Annotated in this window: 15 protein-coding genes; 1 reads left to right on the plus strand and 14 read right to left on the minus strand. The window is 72.3% G+C overall.

Annotated elements, in window-relative coordinates; genetic code table 11:
• Positions 1–25: 25 nt before the first annotated feature.
• The 11 genes from ACLLJJ_RS13170 to ACLLJJ_RS13220 all read right to left on the minus strand — a co-directional run bounded on the left by ACLLJJ_RS13170 (position 26) and on the right by ACLLJJ_RS13220 (position 13,873).
• Entirely contained in the window at positions 26–1,210 is a 1,185-nt protein-coding gene (locus ACLLJJ_RS13170; RefSeq protein ID WP_434590251.1) for an SUKH-4 family immunity protein, read from the minus strand.
• A 144-nt stretch (positions 1,211–1,354) separates the two neighbouring features.
• Positions 1,355–2,560, minus strand: coding sequence for a lactonase family protein (locus ACLLJJ_RS13175; RefSeq protein WP_434590254.1), 1,206 nt, complete (start codon positions 2,558–2,560; stop codon positions 1,355–1,357).
• Positions 2,561–2,866: 306 nt separating this feature from the next.
• Complete coding sequence (locus ACLLJJ_RS13180; RefSeq protein ID WP_434590257.1) at positions 2,867–5,182, minus strand: xanthine dehydrogenase family protein molybdopterin-binding subunit; 2,316 nt, start codon at positions 5,180–5,182, stop codon at positions 2,867–2,869.
• Positions 5,179–6,642, minus strand: a complete 1,464-nt coding sequence (locus ACLLJJ_RS13185; RefSeq protein WP_434590260.1) for a (2Fe-2S)-binding protein — start codon at positions 6,640–6,642, stop codon at positions 5,179–5,181. The genes ACLLJJ_RS13180 and ACLLJJ_RS13185 overlap by 4 nt, the downstream gene beginning before the upstream one ends.
• Positions 6,639–7,538, minus strand: a complete 900-nt coding sequence (locus tag ACLLJJ_RS13190) for an FAD binding domain-containing protein (RefSeq protein WP_434590263.1) — start codon at positions 7,536–7,538, stop codon at positions 6,639–6,641. The genes ACLLJJ_RS13185 and ACLLJJ_RS13190 overlap by 4 nt, the downstream gene beginning before the upstream one ends.
• A 302-nt stretch (positions 7,539–7,840) precedes the next feature.
• Positions 7,841–9,490, minus strand: coding sequence for a beta-N-acetylhexosaminidase (locus ACLLJJ_RS13195; protein ID WP_434590266.1), 1,650 nt, complete (start codon positions 9,488–9,490; stop codon positions 7,841–7,843).
• 4 nt (positions 9,491–9,494) lie between these two features.
• Positions 9,495–10,319: a carbohydrate ABC transporter permease gene (locus ACLLJJ_RS13200; protein WP_434600398.1), complete on the minus strand. Its 825-nt coding sequence runs from the start codon at positions 10,317–10,319 to the stop codon at positions 9,495–9,497.
• A 26-nt stretch (positions 10,320–10,345) separates the two neighbouring features.
• Positions 10,346–11,314: a carbohydrate ABC transporter permease gene (locus ACLLJJ_RS13205; RefSeq protein WP_434590269.1), complete on the minus strand. Its 969-nt coding sequence runs from the start codon at positions 11,312–11,314 to the stop codon at positions 10,346–10,348.
• 5 nt (positions 11,315–11,319) lie between these two features.
• On the minus strand, positions 11,320–12,624 hold the full coding sequence (locus ACLLJJ_RS13210) for an extracellular solute-binding protein (RefSeq protein WP_434590272.1): 1,305 nt from the start codon (positions 12,622–12,624) through the stop codon (positions 11,320–11,322).
• Between the two features lie 204 nt (positions 12,625–12,828).
• Positions 12,829–13,146 carry a DUF3039 domain-containing protein gene (locus ACLLJJ_RS13215; RefSeq protein WP_434590275.1) on the minus strand — a complete coding sequence of 106 codons (318 nt, stop codon included), beginning with the start codon at positions 13,144–13,146 and terminating at the stop codon, positions 12,829–12,831.
• Positions 13,147–13,273: 127 nt separating this feature from the next.
• A complete protein-coding gene (locus ACLLJJ_RS13220) occupies positions 13,274–13,873 on the minus strand; it encodes a YqgE/AlgH family protein (RefSeq protein ID WP_434600399.1) in 600 nt (199 codons plus the stop codon).
• 255 nt (positions 13,874–14,128) lie between these two features.
• Here ACLLJJ_RS13220 and murA point away from each other — a divergent pair, with 255 nt between their 5' ends.
• Positions 14,129–15,469, plus strand: a complete 1,341-nt coding sequence (gene murA, locus ACLLJJ_RS13225; protein ID WP_434590276.1) for a UDP-N-acetylglucosamine 1-carboxyvinyltransferase — start codon at positions 14,129–14,131, stop codon at positions 15,467–15,469.
• 126 nt (positions 15,470–15,595) lie between these two features.
• On the opposite strand, the gene ACLLJJ_RS13230 is transcribed toward murA, so the two are convergent.
• From ACLLJJ_RS13230 to ACLLJJ_RS13240, 3 genes are read right to left on the minus strand one after another with little or no spacing between them, the layout of a single operon-like run.
• Positions 15,596–16,648 carry an ABC transporter ATP-binding protein gene (locus ACLLJJ_RS13230; protein ID WP_434590279.1) on the minus strand — a complete coding sequence of 351 codons (1,053 nt, stop codon included), beginning with the start codon at positions 16,646–16,648 and terminating at the stop codon, positions 15,596–15,598.
• Positions 16,645–17,451 carry an ABC transporter permease gene (locus ACLLJJ_RS13235; RefSeq protein ID WP_434590282.1) on the minus strand — a complete coding sequence of 269 codons (807 nt, stop codon included), beginning with the start codon at positions 17,449–17,451 and terminating at the stop codon, positions 16,645–16,647. Before ACLLJJ_RS13235 ends, ACLLJJ_RS13230 begins: the two co-directional genes overlap by 4 nt.
• Entirely contained in the window at positions 17,439–18,389 is a 951-nt protein-coding gene (locus ACLLJJ_RS13240; RefSeq protein ID WP_434590285.1) for an ABC transporter permease, read from the minus strand. The genes ACLLJJ_RS13235 and ACLLJJ_RS13240 overlap by 13 nt, the downstream gene beginning before the upstream one ends.

The raw sequence follows: 18,389 nt of genomic DNA on the forward strand, positions 1-18,389 counted from the left end.
TACGCACCGGATTTTGGACCCGGCGTCAGAGAGCGCCGCCCGCCTCGTCGTCGAACGCCTCCGGCCAGTAACGCCAGCCGTCGTCGCCCCGTGTGCCGCCCGCCGCGTGGTCGCACGCGACCGGGTCGACCTCGGCCAGGATCTCCCGCATCGTGGCCGCCAGGACGGCGTACGACTCGTCGGTGACCTTGTACTCGGCGTCCATCGACCTCGCCCGGCGCAGCAGCCACAGGGTGAAGGCCAGCGTCGACACATCCGCGTTGACCGGCCGCAGCCCGGCGTCCTCGGCGTGCCGGCCCAGGATCAGGCCGGTGGACCCGTCGACCACTAGGTCGATGTCCTCGACGAGATAGCCGAGGCAGACGAGGCGGTCCGCCCGCTCCGGCAGCAGGTCCTCGTCCTGGTGTGCGTAGACCTCCGCGAGGGTCCGGGCCGGCCTGTCCTCGTCGAGCGTGAACATCCCGCCGTCCACCGGCAGCCCCACGTCCCGAAGGAACCGCCGGGTCGACTCGTGCGTGAGCGCGGCCGGCAGGTCGGCGTCCGTGAACCGCGCCACCTCGCCCACTGCGGGGTCCGCCTCGGGCCCCGCGCCGGGCCCGGCGCCCGGCTCCGTACCTGTCTTCGCCCCGAACTCCTCGTCGAGCAGCCCATCGGGCAGTTGGAGCAGCAGCCCGTCGCCAGGCCCCGCGATGCGCGCCAGCGGCCGTATCCGGGTCGCGATCGTCCAGTAGTCGCAGTCCTCGTCTGCGATCTCCCGCAGGGCGTCAGCGAGCCGCGTGACCGCCTCCGGGCCGTACTGCCCGGCGAACCGTGCCCCGAACTCTCCTGCGCCGGAGCCCAGTTCCTCCACGGCGGCGGCCATGCGCAGCAGCGCGTCCAGGTCGGTGGCGAGCGGCCGTGGATCGAGGAAGCGGCTTTCGAGGTCGGCCAGCGCGACCCGCCCGGTGCGTCCGTCGAGGACGATCTCCTCCAGCTCCTCGCCGTCGGCGTCGATGAGGTGTCCGATCACGAGCATCCCCCCGACCCTGTCCGGCACCTTCACCGCGTGCTCGTACTGCTCCGCGACCGTCGTCATGCGCCCCTCGGCGACCGGCCCGAATCCCAGCAGCGCGGTCTGCCTCGGCAGCCCTTCGCCGGACAGCCGCGCCCGCGTGGGCCCGTGCACCACCAGCGGGTGCAGTTCCTCCTGGACAACCCTCACGACCTGCATGGCGTTCCTCCCCCGGGCCGATGTCACCACGTACCCGGAAGGCTAATCGCCACCACTGACAACGTGACGGACAGCGACGCCCGGACAGTGACGCCCGGACACCAACGCCCGGACGGCGCCCCCGGGGCGGCCTCCGCCGGCTCCCTACCCGGGCAGCACGCACACCGGGATCGGGGCCGTCAGCGGCGCGCCCGCCGAGGAGAGTCCGCCCGTGGCGCGGTCCACCCGGAAGGTCGTCACCGAGCCGGACTTCTGGTTGGCGGCGAACAGCAGCGTGCCGGACGGGTCGAGTGCGATGTGCCGGGGGTACGAGCCGCCCGACGGGGTGACGGACACCGGTCGCAGAGCCGCGCCGCCGCACTCGACGGCGAAGACGGCCACGCTGTCGTGGCCGCGGTTGGAGACGTAGAGGTACCGTCCGTCCGGCGAAACCAGCACCCCGGCCGGGTAGTTGCGCTCCGGGGGCTCGGTGCCGGGCGGCAGGGTGGGCCGCGGCGTGCCCGGGGTCAGTGCCCCGGTGCGGCGGTCGTAGTCGCAGACCACGACCGTGCTGTCGAGCTCGTTCACGACGTACGCGTGCGTGCCGGACGGGTGGAAGGCCAGATGACGCGGCCCGGCCCCGGGCCTCATCGTGGCGCGGCTCCGCTCCTGGAGGCGCCCGCTGCCGGTGTCGAGGCGGTAGGTGTGCACGGTGTCGGTGCCCAGGTCGACCGCGAGGACGTACCGGCCGGCCGGGTCCATGACCACCATGTGCGCGTGCGGGCCCGCTTGGCGCTCCGGGTCGGGCCCCGAGCCCTTGTGCTGTACGACATCGCAGGCCTCACCGAGTGTCCCGTCGCGCCCGACGGGGTGCACGCAGACGCTGCCGCCCGTGTAGTTCGCGCTGAACAGGAAGCGCCCGCCGGGGTGCACGGAGAGATGGCAGGGGTCGGCGCCGCCGGTGCCCCGGCTGCCGAGCACCTCGGGCGCGCCGCGCCCCACCCGTACGGCGGTGACCGCGCCCTCGGCCCGCTCGTCGACGGCGTACAGCGTCCTGCCGTCGGGCGACAGCGCGAGGAACGAGGGGTTCGCCACGCCGCCGAGCACCCCGGTCGGGGTGAGCCGCCCGCTGCCGGGCCGGTAGGAGGCCAACCCGATCCCGGCGCCGCCACCCGGCTGCGCGGTGTACGTACCGAGATAGGCGGGGCGTACGGCCGGGGCCGCACGCGCGGCGGTCCCGGGGAGCGCGGCTGCGGCGACACCCGCACCGGCCAGCACCGTGAACCGGCGCCGGCTCAGGCCCGAGTCGCTGTCGGCGGGCGAATCGGCTGAACCGGCTGCGCCTGTTCCCGTGCGCGTGTCGCTGCTCATGAAGCCCTCATGTCTTTCGGTCGGCCCGTCGGTCGTGTCGCGGTCACGCTCGCGCTCGCGCTCGCGCTCGCATGGTGGCCCGGACCACCGCGCCGGGACAAGGGGCCGATCGAGGGCGCCGCAGCCGCTCGCGGCGCTCCGCCCGGACATCGGCCTCGGGCAGCGGCTTCCAGCGGGGGCACGGACCGCGTCCGTTCGCCATTGCCGACGATGGCGCGGACGCACGGGAAGCAGTCGGCGAGCACCTGTCGGCGCCGCCCGCCCGGCGGCATCGCACCGCGGTCGTCGGAGCCGACGGCCACGCGGTCACGCGTTGGGCACGCCCACGGCCGCCTGCGGCCTGATGGGGAGGCGGTTGATCGGGCGGCCGGTCGCGGCCCGGACCGCCGAGGCGACCGCCGCCGGGGAGGTGACCACCGGGATCGCGCTGGCCGCCTTCGCACCGAAGGGGGCCACCACGTCGCGTTCCTCGACGAGTTTCACGATGCGGATGTCCGGGGCGTCCAGGGACGTCGGCAGCGCGTAGTACGTCAGGTCGGGGTGACGGACCAGGCCGCGCGGGGTGCGGAGGTTCTCGGTCAGCGCCGCGCCCACGCCCTGCGTGACGCCCGCCTCGATCCGGGAGACCAGCTGCGCCGGGTTGAGGATGCGGCCCACGTCCTGGGCGACGGCCATTTCGACCACCCTGATGGAGCCCAGCTCGATGTCCACGTCGACGATCGCGCGGATCGCGCAGAAGGCGAGCCCGACGAAGGCGTCGCCCTGGCCCATGTCGTCGAGGGGCTCGGTCGGGTGCGGTCTGCACTGGGCTGTGGCCCACAGTTCCTTGCCGTCCATCGCCTCGGTGACGGTGGTGGAGAGGACTCCGTCGTACGAGGTGATCTTGCCGTCGGCGATCTGGAGCAGCTCCGTGGACATGCCGAACTTGTGGGCGAGCGGCTGGAGCAGCTGGGTGCGGACCATCTTCGCCGCGCGTTCCACCGCGCCGCCCGACACCCAGGTGTGGCGGCCGTGCGTCGCCGGTCCCGCCGGGGGCTGGTCCGTGTCGACCGAGGCCACGTGCACCTCGTCGATGCCCAGGGTCTCCTGGACGATCTGCCGGGCGAGGGTGGAGAAGCCCTGGCCGGTCTCGACCGCCGCGCAGATGACCGTCGCGACGCCGTCGTGCACCTTCACCGTCGCGGTCGAGACCTCGTCGGTGCCCTCCGCGCCGAGCATGTGGACCATGCCGAGCGCGTAGCCCACTCCGCGGCGTACGGCGCCGGGCTCGCCCGCGCCCTCCGGGCCGCCCGGCAGCAGCCAGTCGTCCTCCGGGGAGTCCTTGGGGAGGGTGGGGAGGCGGAAGTCCCGTACCGCGCGCAGGAGTTCCGCGACGGGGGCCGGGCAGGTGACCGTCTGCCCCGTGGGCAGCAGGTCGCCGGTGGCCAGGACGTTGCGCAGGCGCAGCTCGGCCGGGTCCAGGCCCAGCTTCGTCGCGAGCTTGTCCATCTGGCCCTCGTAGGCCGCGCAGACCTGGAGGGCGCCCTCACCGCGGACGTGGCCGGACGGGGGGTTGTTGGTGCGTACGGCCCAGCCCTCGATGAAGGCGTGCGGGACGACGTACGGGCCGCAGGCGAAGGCGACCGCGGCGGCCAGCGACTCGGACGAGGAGTCGGCGTAGGCGCCGGCGTCGAGGAGGATCTGCGCCTCCACCTTCACCAGGCGGCCCTCGGTGTCCGCGTGGTGGCGGTAGCGGAGCAGGGTCGGGTGGCGGTGGGCGTGGCCGAGGAAGGACTCCTCGCGGGTCGCCGCGAGCTTGACCGGGCAGCCGGTGCGCAGGGCCAGCAGGCCGAGCGGGATCTGGAAGCTGCCGTCCTCCCGGTCGCCGGTGGCGCCGGGTACCCCCGTCACCACGACCTTCACCCGCTCCTGCTCCAGGCCGAAGCAGGCCGCCGCGCGGTCGCGGTCGGTGTGCGGGTCGGTGGACGCGGTGTAGATCTCGACGCCGCCGTCGGGGCGGGGGACCGCGAGGCCCGCTTCCGCGCCGATGGGGGCCGGGTCCTGGCGGCCGATGCGGTACAGGCCCTCGACGATGACCTCGCCGGCGATCTCGGGGTCGCCGAAGCTCAGCGGGATGTGCCGGATCAGGTTGCCGTCGGGGTGCAGGGGTTCGGCGGCGAACGCCTGTTCCGGGTCGGTGACCGGGTCCAGGATCTCGTACTCGACGGCGATGGCGGCGGCGGCGAGGCGCGCGGTGTCGGGGTGGTCGGCGGCCACGGCGGCGATGGCCTCGCCATGGTGGCGGACCAGTGTGGAGGCGAAGACCGGGCGGTCGGCGACGGTCCGGCCGTGCGCGGGGTCGCCGGGCACGTCCTCGTGGGTCACCACGACCCGGACCCCGGGCATCTCGGACGCGGCGGTGGTGTCGATCGAGACGATGCGGGCGTGCGCGTGCGGGGAGCGCAGCACGGCGGCCCACAGCAGACCCTCGGCCCACAGGTCGGCCGCGTAGGGGAAGGTGCCCTCTGTCTTCGCGCGGGCGTCGGCCGGTGGGAGCGAGGCGCCGAGCCCGTGCGCGGGCGGCTCCTGCGGAGCGCCCCCGGCCGCCGGGCTGCCGGTCGCGGTGGCCGCGTCGTTGGTCACGCCATGCCTCCGTCGTGCGGGTGGGGCTGCTGCTGGACACTGCCGGCTCCCGGCGGTGCCTGGTGCGGGATGCGCGCTTCGTCCGCGGCGGACGCGCCGCGCTCGGCGACCACTTCGCGTACCGCTTCGAGGACACCGCGGTAGCCGGAGCAGCGGCAGAGGTTGCCGCACAGGGCCTGGCGGGTCTCCAGCTCGCTGGGGGCGTGGTTGCCCTCAAGGAGGTCGTGCACGGTCATGGCCATGCCGGGCACGCAGAAGCCGCACTGGACGGCTCCGCAGGTGGCCAGCGCGCGCTGTACGTCGGAGGGCTCGCCGTCGGTGGCCAGGCCCTCGACGGTACGCACCTCACTGCCGGCGGTGGTGGCCGCGGGCACCAGGCAGGACGCGACGAGACGGCCGTCGACCTGCACGGCGCAGGCGCCGCACTCGCCCTGTGAGCAGCCGTCCTTGGCGCCGGCGAGGCCGAGGCGTTCGCGCAGGACGTACAGGAGGGACTCGCCGATCCAGGCCTCGGTGACGGGCCGGTCGGCGCCGTTCACCCGTAGGACGTAGGAGGCGTGGGGGTGTTCGCTGGGGACCGGTTCGGCGGGCGGGGCGACCGGCTCGGGCGCGGCCTCGGCTTCCGGTCCGGGTGCGGTGTCCGCCTCGGGCGCGGCGTGCGCGACCGCGTCCGGGGGCTGTTCGGCGGCCTCGCCCTGCTGCTGCTCCGGCAAGGACAGTGGCGGCATCGGGGTCGCCGAGGACGCGGATTCCTGGGCGTTCTCCGGCGCCGGCGCGTGTTCCTGGGCGAGCGCGGCGGCCCAGGGGGCGGGCGCCCCGCCCGGCAGCGTCATGCCCGCGTCGTCCGTGTTCGCCCAGGGCGCGTTGGCACCGCCGGGCAGGGTCACCGGGGGTCGGCCGTCGGACCACTGGGAGGCGAGGGCCGAGGTGGTGAACTCGCCCGATTCGTCCGGGAGATCACCCGGGGCCACCGGGATGGTCCACTGGCCCGTGAGCTCGGACGCGGAAGCGCCCGGGGCGCCACCGGCGGCCCCGGTTCCGCTGCCGGGCTCGTTCGCGGTGTCGCCGAAGTTCCACTGGCCCGTGGCGCCCGGCTCGTGCGGCGGAAGGGGGGCCGGGGCGGGGGCGGCTCCAGGCTCCGGCCAGCGCAGCTCGCCGGGCATCGACGGCAGGCTCCAGGTGCCGGTCGCGCCCGGACCGGCGTCCGTGCCCGGCGCCACCGGGCCGGGCGACGTGTCGTGCGGGGCGCCCTGCGGCGTGATGTGCGCCGGCGGTACGTAGTCGTGCCCCGGCGCGGCCAGCGGCTCGCCGATGCCCGTCATGCCCTCGGGCAGCTGCACGAACGCCGTGGCGTCCGCGTCGTACTCGCCGCCCTGCGGGATCGGCTGCCAGCCGCCGGGGGCCCGCGGGGCTCCGGCGGCCTCCTGCCCGCTCTCGCGCTCGTTCTCGGGTTCGTTCATGACAGTGCCCTCCCCAGCGCCCGTCGGGCCAGCGCGGCGACCGTGCGCCGCAGGTGCAGTACGGCGGGCAGCAGCGCGGGAGGTGTCTCTCCCCCGTCCACCGCCGGCGCCGGGTCCGGGATGCACGCCGCGGCGACGTACTCGCCGAACGCCGCACACGCCTCGGGCGCCAGCTTGCGGTCCGCGTCCCACTCGATGAGCGAGGCGATCCAGCGCTCCGCCTCCATGGGGCGCAGCGGCATCGGTGCGATCGCGCCGACCGCGCAGCGCACCTCGCGCCGCGCCGGGTCGAGGACCAGGGCGACGGAGGCGCTGGCGCGGCCGGGCCCGGTGCGCCCGGTGGCCTTGAAGAACACCTGGGGGGCATGCAGCAGTGGCACCCGTACGAAGCCGATGAGCTCGCCGGCGCCGAGCATTTCGCGGCCGGCCAGCAGGTGGGACACGGGGATCGTGCGGCGCGCGCCGCCCGGTCCGGCGATCACCAACGTGGCTTCCAGCGCGGCCAGGACGGGCAGCGCGTCGCCGGTCGGGGCGCCGGTGACGATGTTGCCGCCCAGCGTCCCGGCGTTGCGAATCTGCGGCGGGCCCGCGGCGCGCGCGGCGGCGGCCAGGGCCGGGATGAGGGCGGCGAAGTCGGGCCGTCCCATCCGGGCGTGGGTGAGACCGGCGCCGAGCAGCGCGTGGCCGTCCTGGTACTGCCAGCCGCGGATCTCGCTGATCCGGCCGAGCCCGACCAGGGCGGCGGGCCTCAGCTGCCCGGAGTTCACCGATGCCATCAGGTCCGTGCCGCCCGCGACGGGCACGGCGGCAGGCATGGCGGTGAGCGCCGCCACGGCCTCGTCGAGCGAGACCGGGAGCGTCACGGACTGCGCTGCCTGCGGTGCGTGCGTGGTCAACCCAGCTGCCCCTTCCCGGTGTCCCGGCTGTGCCGTCTGTTGCGCCGTACGGTACGTGCTCACAGCCCGGACGTGGCAACTCTGGCACATCTTGCGAACCGTCCGACGCGAGGGTCCACCCGGGGACTCTCGTCCCCCACCAGGGCATTGGTCCGCTTTCGCACCTCATTGGCGGTGCGTGCGAAATGCCACTCTTCAGTGACCGTTGTACGACTTATGCCGTCCGGGGCTTCGAGTTGTGCCGGGCCGGGGCCTCCACGGTCCCAGGCCCCGGACGGCGGGGCAGTCGGCTCGCGGTCCTCTCACACGTTCGGGGGCGCGCCCTCGATCGGGCGTCCGAGACTGGCCGTCGCCCCTTCCGGAGCGGGCCGCTTCTGCCACGGCAATGGGCCGCCGGGCGGCCGGTAGCCGACGCCCATCGCGTCAAGTCGGGCGTAGTGCCCGGCCATCCGCGTCTCGAAGCCGGCGAAGTCGCGGTCCGCGGGGGCGGGCAGCGCCGACCAGGCGACCTCGGCGAAGGCGGCGAGGCGCGGGAACGTCTGGTAATCGACGCGGCCCTGGTTCTCCATCACCTCGGTCCAGACGTTGGCCTGGGTGCCGATGACATGACGTGCCTCCTCCTCGGTGAGCTGCGGCGGAACGGGCTCGAAGCGGTAGACGTCCTCCAGGGTGCGTACGTATCCGATGGGCATCGGCTCGTCCGGCCCGCCGTCCTGCCGGTGGTCCAAGTACACCTGCTGCTCCGGGCACATGACGACGTCGTGTCCGGCCCTGGCCGCGGCGATGCCGCCCGCGTAGCCGCGCCAGGACGACACCGCGGCGCCGGGCGCGAGGCCGCCTTCAAGGATCTCGTCCCAGCCGATGAGCCGGCGTCCGCGCTCGGCCAGCCAGGTGTCGAAGTGCCGGATGAACCAGGACTGCAGCTCTTCCTCGTCGGCGAGGCCCAGTTCCTTCATACGGGCCTGGGCGGCCGGGGACGCCTTCCACTGGTCCTTCATCGCCTCGTCGCCGCCGACGTGGATGAAGGTGGAGGGGAAGAGATCGAGGAGCTCCTCGAAGACGCCCTCGTAGAAGCGCAGGGTCTCGTCCGTGGGCGCCAGGACGTTCGCGTTGATGCCCCAGGTGTCCCAGACCTTGAGCGCCGCCGTGTCGACGACGTCGGTGTTGCCGAGCTGCGGGTAGGCGCTGATCGCGGCCTGCGAGTGGCCCGGGATCTCGATCTCGGGGACGACGGTGATGTGCCGCTCGGCGGCGTACGCGACGATCTCGCGGATGTCGCCTTGCGTGTAGTAGCCGCCGTGCGGCGTGTCGGTCCACAGCTCCGACGCCCGATGGCCCCATTTGGTGCGCGCGCGCCACGCGCCGACCTCGGTGAGCTTCGGGTGGCGCTTGATCTCGACGCGCCAGCCCTGGTCGTCGGTGAGGTGGAAGTGGAAGACGTTGAGCTTGTGCGCGGCGAGCAGGTCCAGGTAGCGCAGGACGCCGTCCTTGGGCATGAAGTGCCGTGACACGTCGAGCATCAGGCCGCGCCAGCCGAAGCGCGGCTTGTCCTCGATGGCCACCATCGGCACCGACCACTCGCGCGCCGCGTCGAGGGGCGCGCGCCGGTGGGCGTCCGGGCCGAGCAGCTGACGCAGGGTCTGCGCGCCCCAGAAGACGCCTGCCGCGCTGCCGCCCACCAGGAGCACCAGATAGCCGTCCACGACGAGGCGGTAGCCCTCCGGGCCCAGCTCGTCCTCGACCTCGGGGTCGATGCGCAGCTCGATACGGCTGCTGTCGTCGCCGTCCGGCAGCGGCAGCCCGGTCGCGGCGCCGACCGTGGCGCGCAGCCAGCGGGCGACACCCTCGGTGCCGGGATGCGCGACCAGAACGGTGTCGTGGCCGAGTGGGTAGTGGCCCTGGGCGGGGGGCGCCCAGGCGGCGGCGGGGGGCGCCGGGACCAGATCGAGCATGACGTCAGTCCTTAACCGCTCCGCCCAGTCCGGAGACCAGGCGTCGCTGTACGAGTACGAAGAAGACCAGTACCGGGATGGTCATCACCGTCGAGGCTGCCATGATCCCTCCCCAGTCGTTCTCCTCGGGCTTGAAAAAGACCAGGAGCGCCATCGGCAGGGTCGACTGGGAGGTGTCGCTGATGATGAAGGACTTGGCGAAGAGGAAGTCGTTCCACGTCGAGATGAAGGAGAAGACGCTCGTGGCGACCAGGCCGGGGAAGACCAGCGGGAAGAGGATCTGCCACAGGAACCGGGTGCGGCTGGCGCCGTCGATGTACGCCGCTTCCTCCAGGGCCTCGGGGACCGCCTTGACGAAGCCGCGGAGCATCCACACCGCGAACGGCAGCGAGAAGGCGATGTGCGGGAGGATCAGCGAGCCGAGCGTGTTGAGCATGCCGAAGTCGCGCATCTGGAAGAACAGCGGGATCGTCAGCGCCTCGATCGGCACCATCTGCGCCACCAGGAACATGATGAGCAGCGTCGTGCGGAACTTGAAGCGGAACCGGGTCACGGCCGTCGCCGCGAGGAACGCGATGAGCGCGGAGGCGATGACCACGGTGCCGGCCACCAGCAGGCTGTTGAGGAAGTAGCGGCCGAATTCCTCCTGTTCGAAGACGCGCCGGAAGGAGTCCAGGGACGGCGAGAGGGTCCAGGGCTTGGCGTCCGTCGACTGGATCTCGCCGGCCGGCTTGAAGGCGGAGAGGACCATCCAGTAGAGCGGGAAGGCCACGGCGACCGCGATCAGCAGCGCGGAGACCTCCGCCGCCAGCCGCCAGGGGCGGCGCATTCGTGCACGGACGAAATTCGAGGTGCTCACAGCTCTTCCCCCTGGCGTCGCAGCAGCCGCAAGTACACGAGGGTGACGGCCAGCAAGATCACCAGCATCACCACCCCGATCGCCGAGCCCAGGCTGTACTGCGAGGACGCGAAGGCCTTCTGGTAGGCGTAGACGTTGAGTACGAGGTTCTGGCCGGCGATGCCTCCGCCGTTGGTCATGACGTAGATCTGGGTGAAGACCTTGAAGTCCCAGATGATCGACTGGATGGTGACGACCACCAGGATCGGCCGCAGCATCGGTGCCGTGACCGACCGCCAGATCCGCCACTGCGAGGCCCCGTCGAGGGACGCCGCCTCCAGGACCTCGCCGGGGATGGCCTTGATGCCCGCGTAGACGGTCACCATCACGAACGGGAACGAACACCAGACGACTTCGAGGAGGACCAGCGCGAAGGCGCTGTAGCGCTCGTACGTCCAGGAGAAGTCGCCCAGGCCCAGGACCTTGTTGACCGGGCCGAAGTCCGGGTCGAAGAGGAAGACCCAGACCGTCGACCCGGTGATGGCGGGGGTGGCCCAGGCGCCGAGGGCGGCCATCATCAGGATGAGCCGGGGCAGGGCCCTGATGCGGGTCAGCAGGACCGCGAGGGTGCAGCCCACCCCCAGGGTGGTGAGCACGCAGGCCGCGGCGAAGAGCACGGTGGCGAGCAGGACCTGCCAGAACTGGGGGTCGTTGAACAGTTCCTGGTAGTTCCCGAGCCCCTTGAAGGTGGTCGGTTCGCCGCCGCTGACCTGGGCCTGGGTGTACTCCAGGAAGGAGATCAGGCCGAGTTGGTAGATGGGGTAGACGAGCAGCCCACCGAGTACGACGAGGGCGGGCGCGAGGTAGAGCCAGGGGGTCCAGCGGCTGCCGTGCCGCCCGGACCGCTTGCGCGGCGCGGGCGGCGGGGCGCTCTTGCGGACCGCGGCGGGCGCCGGGGCCGGGTCCGCCGTCACGTTCTGCGTCATCGGGCTCAACCTGCGGACCCGAAGGCGTCGTTCATCTTCTTCGCGGCGTCGCCGGAGGCGGCGGCGACGTCCTTGCGACCGCTGACGACCTCCTGGAACATCGTCGGCAGGACCAGCGAGGAGTCGATCTGCGCCCAGCCCGGCGAGGCCGGGGCGGCCTTGGCGCCCGCGTCGAGCGTCGCGATGAACGGCTCGATGAACGGCTCCTTGAGCGCGGCCTCCTTGCGGACGTCGGTGTACGTCGGCAGGAAGCCCATCGCGCCGAACAGGTCGGCCTGCGTCTTCTTGCCGGCCAGGGACTTCATCAGGTCGACGGCGAGCGTGCGGTGCGAACTGCTCTTGAGTACGCCGAGGTTGTTGCCCCCCGCGAAGGCCGGGGCGATCTCGCCCGCCTTGGTGCTGGGCAGCGGCACGACCGCGTACTTGCCCTTCACGCTGCCGGCCTCGACGGCGGCGTGGCTGAAGTCGCCGCCGATCGCCATGGCCGCCTTGCCGGAGGCGAAGGCGGTGACGGTGTCGTTGCCGCCCATCTCGGCGCACTTGGCGGCCGGGCAGTTGTCGCCGCCGAAGAGCGAGGTGTACGCCTTGATGCCCTTCTGCGCGGCCGGGCTGTCGATGGCGGCCTTGTACGTGCCGCCGTCCTCCTCGGCGATCTCGCCGCCGTTGGCCCAGATGAAGGGCATCGCGCCGTAGGTGTACGCACCGCCGACGGCGAGCCCGTAGAGCTCCGGCTTCTCCTTGTGGATCTTCTTGGCGGTGGAGATCAGCTCGGCCTGCGACTTGGGTGGCTCGATGCCCAGGTCCTTGAAGACGTCGGTGCGGTAGTAGAGGGCGCGTACGCCGACGAAGAGCGGGGCGCCGTAGACCTTGTCGTCGACCGTCACCGATTCCTTGGCGGTCGGGTCGGTGTCCTTGGCCTCGTCCCAGGCGCCGAACTCCTCGGTGACGTCGGCGAGTCCGCCGTCCTTGACGTAGCCCGCGGTGTCGGTGTTGCCGTACTCGATCAGGTCCGGTGCGCTCTTGGGGTCGTTGAAGGCGGCCTTGATCCGCTGGGCGCGGGTCTCCACCGGTATGTACTCGATCTCGACCTTGGCGTCCTTGTTCTTCGCCCGGAACGCGGCGACCGCCCGGTCGACCACCTTCTCCTTGGGCTTGTTGCTGACCTCCTGGAAGAGCCAGACGCGCAGGGTGCCGCTCTTCTCGTCCTTCTTCGCGCTGGTGTCGGAGGTCTGCGGGGCGCAGGCGGTGGCGGTGAGTCCGGCCAGGACAAGTGCGGCGGCGGGCGCGGTGATTCGAGCAGAGAGCTTCATCCGGGACTCCTGTGAGTCGGCGTTGCAGGATACGCAACGGCGGTTTCGCACTGCACAACAGCAGGAGGCTAAAGCCGCCCCCACCCGCGAACAAGAGGTCTCAACCACCTTGTGACCAGGGGGAGCATCCCGTGCAACGCGAAGGGCCCCCGCAGAGCGCGTTCAGCGCTCCGCGGGGGCCCTTCGTACGGGGTGGTCCCGTTACTACTTCTTGTCGCCCTTGCCGTCCTTGCCGCCCTTGTCCTTGCCACCGCCCGCGCCGAGATCCTCGAAGATCTCCTTGCACATCGGGCAGACCGGGTACTTCTTCGGGTCGCGTCCCGGGACCCAGACCTTGCCGCACAGCGCCACGACGGGGGTGCCCTCCAGGGCACTCGCCATGATCTTGTCCTTCTGGACGTAATGGGCGTAGCGCTCGTGGTCGCCATCCCCGTGGGACGTCTGCGGCGCCGGCTCGACGAGGGTCCCCGTACCCGTGCCTCGGTCGGGCTGGGGCTGGGACTCGGGCTCAAGAGTGCTCATGGCATCCAAGGGTACCCACGCTCGCGCGGCGACGGGAGCGCCAGGCCGCCGCCCCCTCGGACACCCGGCCGCCCGGGGGGTGCCGGGCCGTTCTCCGAGACGTCGTGGGGCGCGGCACGCGCACCCCCTAGTTGAGCGAGGCGTCGTCCGGGTAGGTCGCGATCACCGCGAGCTTGCTGCGCTGCCTGCGCAGGACGGCGCGCCACAGGCTCGCCGGCTCCGGTGACGACACGTCGCCGGGCTCCGACTCGACGACGTACCACGCCCCGTCGCTCAGCTCCTCCTCCAGTTGCCCGGGGCCCCAGCCCGAGTACCCCGCGAAGATGCGCAGCGAGCCCAGCGCCGCGGCGAGCAGCTCCGGCGGGGCCTCCAGGTCGACCAGGCCGATCGCGCCGTGGACACGCCGCCAGCCGACCGGGTCCCGCCCGCCCGGGTGCGGCCGGGAGCCCGGGGCGGCGCCCTCGTCGCCGGGGACCACCGCCACGCCGAGCGCGGAGTCGAGTGAGACCGGGCCACCCTGGAACACGACGCCGGGGGAACCGGCGAGGGCGGCCCACGGCAGCAGGATGTCGCCGACCCGCACCGGGGTCGGGCGGTTGAGGACCACGCCGAGGGAACCCTCATCGTCATGGTCGATGAGGAGCACCACCGCACGGTCGAAATTCGGGTCCGCGAGCGCCGGCGTGGCCACCAGCAGCCGTCCTGTGAGCGAGGACACCTCCGTCATGGCAGACATGATCCCGCATCTTCGTCCTCCTGGGGGAGCGGACTGCGATGAGCAGGCACGCGCAGCTCAGGGCGCACCGGAGCAGGAGGAGCGCACCGGCCGCCGGCGGTGACCGTGTGCCGACGACCCGGAGCGCAGCGTGTTGTGGCGAACCCATGACGTGCCGGAGCGGCCCTTCGCCTTACGGGACCAGGGGGTAACGCCATTACCCTTACCCCTTGGCCACCTGTCCGACGACACCGGAACGCGAGATTCATGACCGGCACTGACGATGTACTGCTTGTCCACGGCGGCACCCCGCTCGAGGGCGAGATCCGTGTCCGCGGCGCGAAGAACCTGGTGCCGAAGGCGATGGTCGCCGCGCTGCTCGGCAGCGGCCCGAGCCGGCTGCGCAACGTGCCCGACATCCGCGATGTGCGCGTCGTACGTGGGCTGCTGCAGCTGCACGGTGTGACGGTACGTCCCGGTGACGAGCCGGGTGAGCTGATCCTCGACCCGTCGCACGTCGAGAGCGCGAATGTCGCCGACATCGACGCGCACGCGGGCTCCTCGCGCATCCCGATCCTGTTCTGCGGCCCGCTGCTGCACCGCCTCGGCCACGCCTTCATTCCGGGGCTGGGCGGCTGCGACATCGGCGGTCGGCCGATCGACTTCCACTTCGAGGTGCTGCGCCAGTTCGGCGCGACGATCGAGAAGCGCGAGGGCGGCCAGTACCTGGAGGCCCCGCAGCGCCTGCGCGGCTGCAAGATCCGGCTGCCGTACCCGTCGGTCGGCTCGACGGAGCAGGTGCTCCTGACGGCCGTGCTGGCCGAGGGCGTCACCGAGCTGTCGAACGCCGCCGTGGAGCCGGAGATCGAGGACCTCATCTGCGTACTGCAGAAGATGGGCGCGATCATCTCCATGGACACCGACCGGACCATCCGGATCACCGGTGTCGACCAGCTCGACGGCTACACGCACCGCGCGCTCTCGGACCGCCTGGAGGCGGCCTCCTGGGCGTCCGCGGCGCTCGCCACCGAGGGCAACATCTATGTGCGCGGCGCGCAGCAGCGCTCGATGATGACGTTCCTGAACACGTTCCGCCGGGTCGGCGGCGCGTTCGAGGTCGACGACGAGGGCATCCGCTTCTGGCACCCGGGCGGCCCGCTCAACGCGATCGCGCTGGAGACGGACGTGCACCCCGGCTTCCAGACGGACTGGCAGCAGCCGCTGGTGGTGGCGCTGACGCAGGCCTCGGGCCTGTCGATCGTCCACGAGACGGTGTACGAGTCGCGCCTGGGCTTCACGTCCGCGCTGAACCAGATGGGCGCGCACATCCAGCTGTACCGCGAGTGCCTGGGCGGCTCCAACTGCCGGTTCGGCCAGCGCAACTTCCTGCACTCGGCGGTCGTCAGCGGCCCGACGAAGCTGCAGGGCGCCGACCTGGTCATCCCCGACCTGCGAGGCGGCTTCTCGTACCTGATCGCGGCGCTCGCCGCACAGGGCACGTCCCGGGTGCACGGCATCGATCTGATCAACCGCGGCTACGAGAACTTCATGGACAAGCTGGTGGAGCTCGGCGCGAAGGTGGAACTGCCGGGCGGGGCGCTGGTCTAGCCACGCCTGCCGCACACGCCGAAACGCCGGACGGGCCGAAAGGATTTCTTTCGGCCCGTCCGGCGTTCGAGGACACCCGGCGGCAGCCGCGAAAGGTCACGGCGGGCAGGGGCGGGTGGGACACGCCTAGCGCAGCGCCACCAGTACCGGATTCTCGTGCGGCGTCACCGTGCACCGCGCCCCCACGCCCAGCTGACCCGCCTCCCAGCTCGGCAGATCCGCCTTGAAGGCGACCCCCGAGTCGGTGACCAGATGCAGCCGGGTCGTCGCCCCGAGGAACGTCGCGACGCGTACGGTCGCGTCCTGACCGGCGCCGCCCTTCGCCCGCGCGCCGACCGCGAGCCCCTCCGGGCGCAGCAGGACATCGACCTCGACGCCCACCCCGGGAACGTCCCCGTGCACCGGCAGGCGCCGCCCGAAGATCTCCACGACGCCGCCTTCGCGCACCGTCCCCGGCAGCCGGTTCATCGTGCCGACGAACTCCGCGACGAACGGGGTCGAGGGCCGCTCGTACAACTCCGAAGGCGCGGCGCACTGTTCGAGCCGGCCGTCCTTCATCACGGCGACGCGGTCCGCCATGGACAGCGCCTCCTCCTGGTCGTGGGTGACGAAGACCGTGGTGATGCCGAGCTCCAGCTGGATGCGCCGGATCTCCTCGCGCAGCGAAAGCCGCACCTTCGCGTCCAGCGCCGACAGCGGCTCGTCCAGGAGCAGCACGCGGGGCCGGACGGCCAGCGCGCGGGCCAGCGCGACGCGCTGCTGCTGGCCGCCGGAGAGCTGGTGCGGGTAGTGGCCGCCGCGGCCGGGCAGGCCGACCAGCTCCAGGAGTTCCTGTGCCCGCGCCTTGCGTTCGGCGGCGCCGGCCCGCCGCACCCGCAGTCCGTACGCCACGTTCTCGGCGGCCGTCATGTTCGGGAAGAGGCTGTACGACTGGAAGACCATGCCGATGTCGCGACGGTTGGCGGGCAGCGCCGTGACGTCCTTGCCGTCCATCAGGAGCTCGCCGCCGTCGGCGGTCTCGAAGCCCGCGATGATGCGCAGCGCGGTGGTCTTGCCGCAGCCCGACGGGCCGAGGAGTGCGACGAGTTCGCCGGGCGCGATGTCCAGGTCGAGGCCGTCGAGAGCGACCGTGGAGCCGAACTCCCGGCGCAGGTTCTTCAGTTGCACGGGAACGCTCATGACGCGGAAATCCTTCGGTTGCGGCCGCCGGCCAGGGTGGTGAGCAGGAGCAGCAGCCCCCAGGCGATCAGCAGGCTCAACATGGCCGCAGCGGCGGACAGTTGGGCCTCGGTCTCGCCGACCTCCACCATCCACACCGCGAACGGCGCGAAGCCCAGCACGGAGGCGACGGTGTACTCACCGAGCACCATGGCCAGGCTGAGCACCGCCCCGCCGACCACCGCGGTGCGCAGGTTCGGTACGACGACCCGCAGCAGGGTCTGGGTGCGTGAGGCGCCCAGGCTGCGGGACGCCTCGACGAGGGTGCGCAGGTCGACGGCGCGCAGCCCCGCGTCCAGCGAGCGGTGCAGGAACGGCAGCGACATCACGGTGTAGACGAGGACCAGGATCAGCGGGAAGTCCTTGTCGAGCAGTGCCTGGAACGTCCCGTACAGCGGCGTCGCGGCGAGGTCCGTCTGCCAGGACAGGACCGTGTTGACGCCGGCCACCAGCGCGATCGGCGGCACGACCAGCGGCATCATCGACAGCACCCCGATCACGGAACGCAGCTTGGGGAAGTACAGCGCGACAGCGACCGTGGTCGGCACCATCAGCAGCAGCCCGAGAAGCACCGTGGCGAGCCCGAGCGAGACGGACAGCAGCAGGCTGCCGGTCATCCCTTCGGAGCCGAGGCCCTGGGTGTACGCCTCGAAGCTGATGCCGCCGGGGTTGTCGACGGTGTACCAGAGGGAGGCGCCCACGGGCACCAGGAAGTAGAGCGCGGCCAGCGACAGCACCGGCCCGCGTGAGGTCATCCGAGCCATCGGGCACTCCGTCGCTGCAGCGGGATCTGGACGGCCATCACGAGCAGCGCGATCACGACCATGTTGAGGCTCATCGCGAGCGCCAGGTTCTCCTGGCCGACCAGCACGTTGCCGTTCAGCGCGTTGGCGATCTGGATGGTGATCAGCGGTACGGAGCTGCCGGTCATCACGGCCGCGGTGGCGTGCGAGGCGAAGGCGGTGCCGAACATCAGCACCGCGCCGCCGAGCAGCGCCGGGGTGAGCACCGGGATGCCGATGTGCCGCCAGAACTGGCCGCGGGTCGCCCCGCAGGAGGCGGCGGCCTCCTGCCACTGGACGCGCAGCCCGTCGAGCGCGGGCAGCACGGTGACGACCATCAACGGGATCATGAAGTACAGGTACGCGAGGACCAGGCCGGTGAAGCTGTAGAGGCTGAAGCCGGTGGATTCCAGGGACAGCAGCTTGGTGAGCGTGCCGGTGGTGCCGAGCGTCGCGATGAACGCGAAGGCGAGCGGCGCGCCGCTGAAGTTCGCGAGGACCCCGGACGCGGAGACGACGAGCTTGCGCAGGGTCGGCCGCTTCGACGTGACGACGGCCTGGGCGATCAGCGCGCCGAAGACGGTCGCGAGCAGCGCGCTGAACAGCGAGAGCCTGACGCTGCCGGCGAGCCCGGTCGCGTACGCGCCGGAGAGCGAGCCCTCCAGGTTGGCGAGGCTGTACACACTCGCGCCGGTCACCGGGTCGGTGACGACGAACGCGTTGTACGCCATGGTCCCGGCGGGCAGGCCGAAGCAGAGCGCGAGGAAGAGGAAGTACGGGACGACTGCGGGCCAGCGGTGCCGGCGCCCGCGGCGCACGGACCGGCCGCGGGGGCGGGCGGCGCCGAGGGTGGGGACGGCGCCGCCCTTCACCCCGTCGGCCTCGGCCACCGGGGCCGTGGGGGCGACTTGGTCGGTCAT

The sequence above is a fragment of the Streptomyces sp. A5-4 genome (assembly GCF_051131715.1).
Lineage (GTDB): Bacteria > Actinomycetota > Actinomycetes > Streptomycetales > Streptomycetaceae > Streptomyces.

Bases quoted from the DNA above. Each gene is read 5' to 3' on its own strand.
- ACLLJJ_RS13170 (WP_434590251.1), bottom strand. From the start codon at position 1,210: ATGCAGGTCGTGAGGGTTGTCCAGGAGGAACTGCACCCGCTGGTGGTG.
- ACLLJJ_RS13175 (WP_434590254.1), bottom strand. From the start codon at position 2,560: ATGAGCAGCGACACGCGCACGGGAACAGGCGCAGCCGGTTCAGCCGAT.
- ACLLJJ_RS13185 (WP_434590260.1), bottom strand. From the start codon at position 6,642: ATGAACGAACCCGAGAACGAGCGCGAGAGCGGGCAGGAGGCCGCCGGA.
- ACLLJJ_RS13195 (WP_434590266.1), bottom strand. From the start codon at position 9,490: ATGCTCGATCTGGTCCCGGCGCCCCCCGCCGCCGCCTGGGCGCCCCCC.
- ACLLJJ_RS13200 (WP_434600398.1), bottom strand. From the start codon at position 10,319: ATGCGCCGCCCCTGGCGGCTGGCGGCGGAGGTCTCCGCGCTGCTGATC.
- ACLLJJ_RS13205 (WP_434590269.1), bottom strand. From the start codon at position 11,314: ATGACGCAGAACGTGACGGCGGACCCGGCCCCGGCGCCCGCCGCGGTC.
- ACLLJJ_RS13210 (WP_434590272.1), bottom strand. From the start codon at position 12,624: ATGAAGCTCTCTGCTCGAATCACCGCGCCCGCCGCCGCACTTGTCCTG.
- ACLLJJ_RS13215 (WP_434590275.1), bottom strand. From the start codon at position 13,146: ATGAGCACTCTTGAGCCCGAGTCCCAGCCCCAGCCCGACCGAGGCACG.
- ACLLJJ_RS13220 (WP_434600399.1), bottom strand. From the start codon at position 13,873: ATGACGGAGGTGTCCTCGCTCACAGGACGGCTGCTGGTGGCCACGCCG.
- murA (WP_434590276.1), top strand. From the start codon at position 14,129: ATGACCGGCACTGACGATGTACTGCTTGTCCACGGCGGCACCCCGCTC.
- ACLLJJ_RS13230 (WP_434590279.1), bottom strand. From the start codon at position 16,648: ATGAGCGTTCCCGTGCAACTGAAGAACCTGCGCCGGGAGTTCGGCTCC.
- ACLLJJ_RS13235 (WP_434590282.1), bottom strand. From the start codon at position 17,451: ATGGCTCGGATGACCTCACGCGGGCCGGTGCTGTCGCTGGCCGCGCTC.
- ACLLJJ_RS13240 (WP_434590285.1), bottom strand. From the start codon at position 18,389: ATGACCGACCAAGTCGCCCCCACGGCCCCGGTGGCCGAGGCCGACGGG.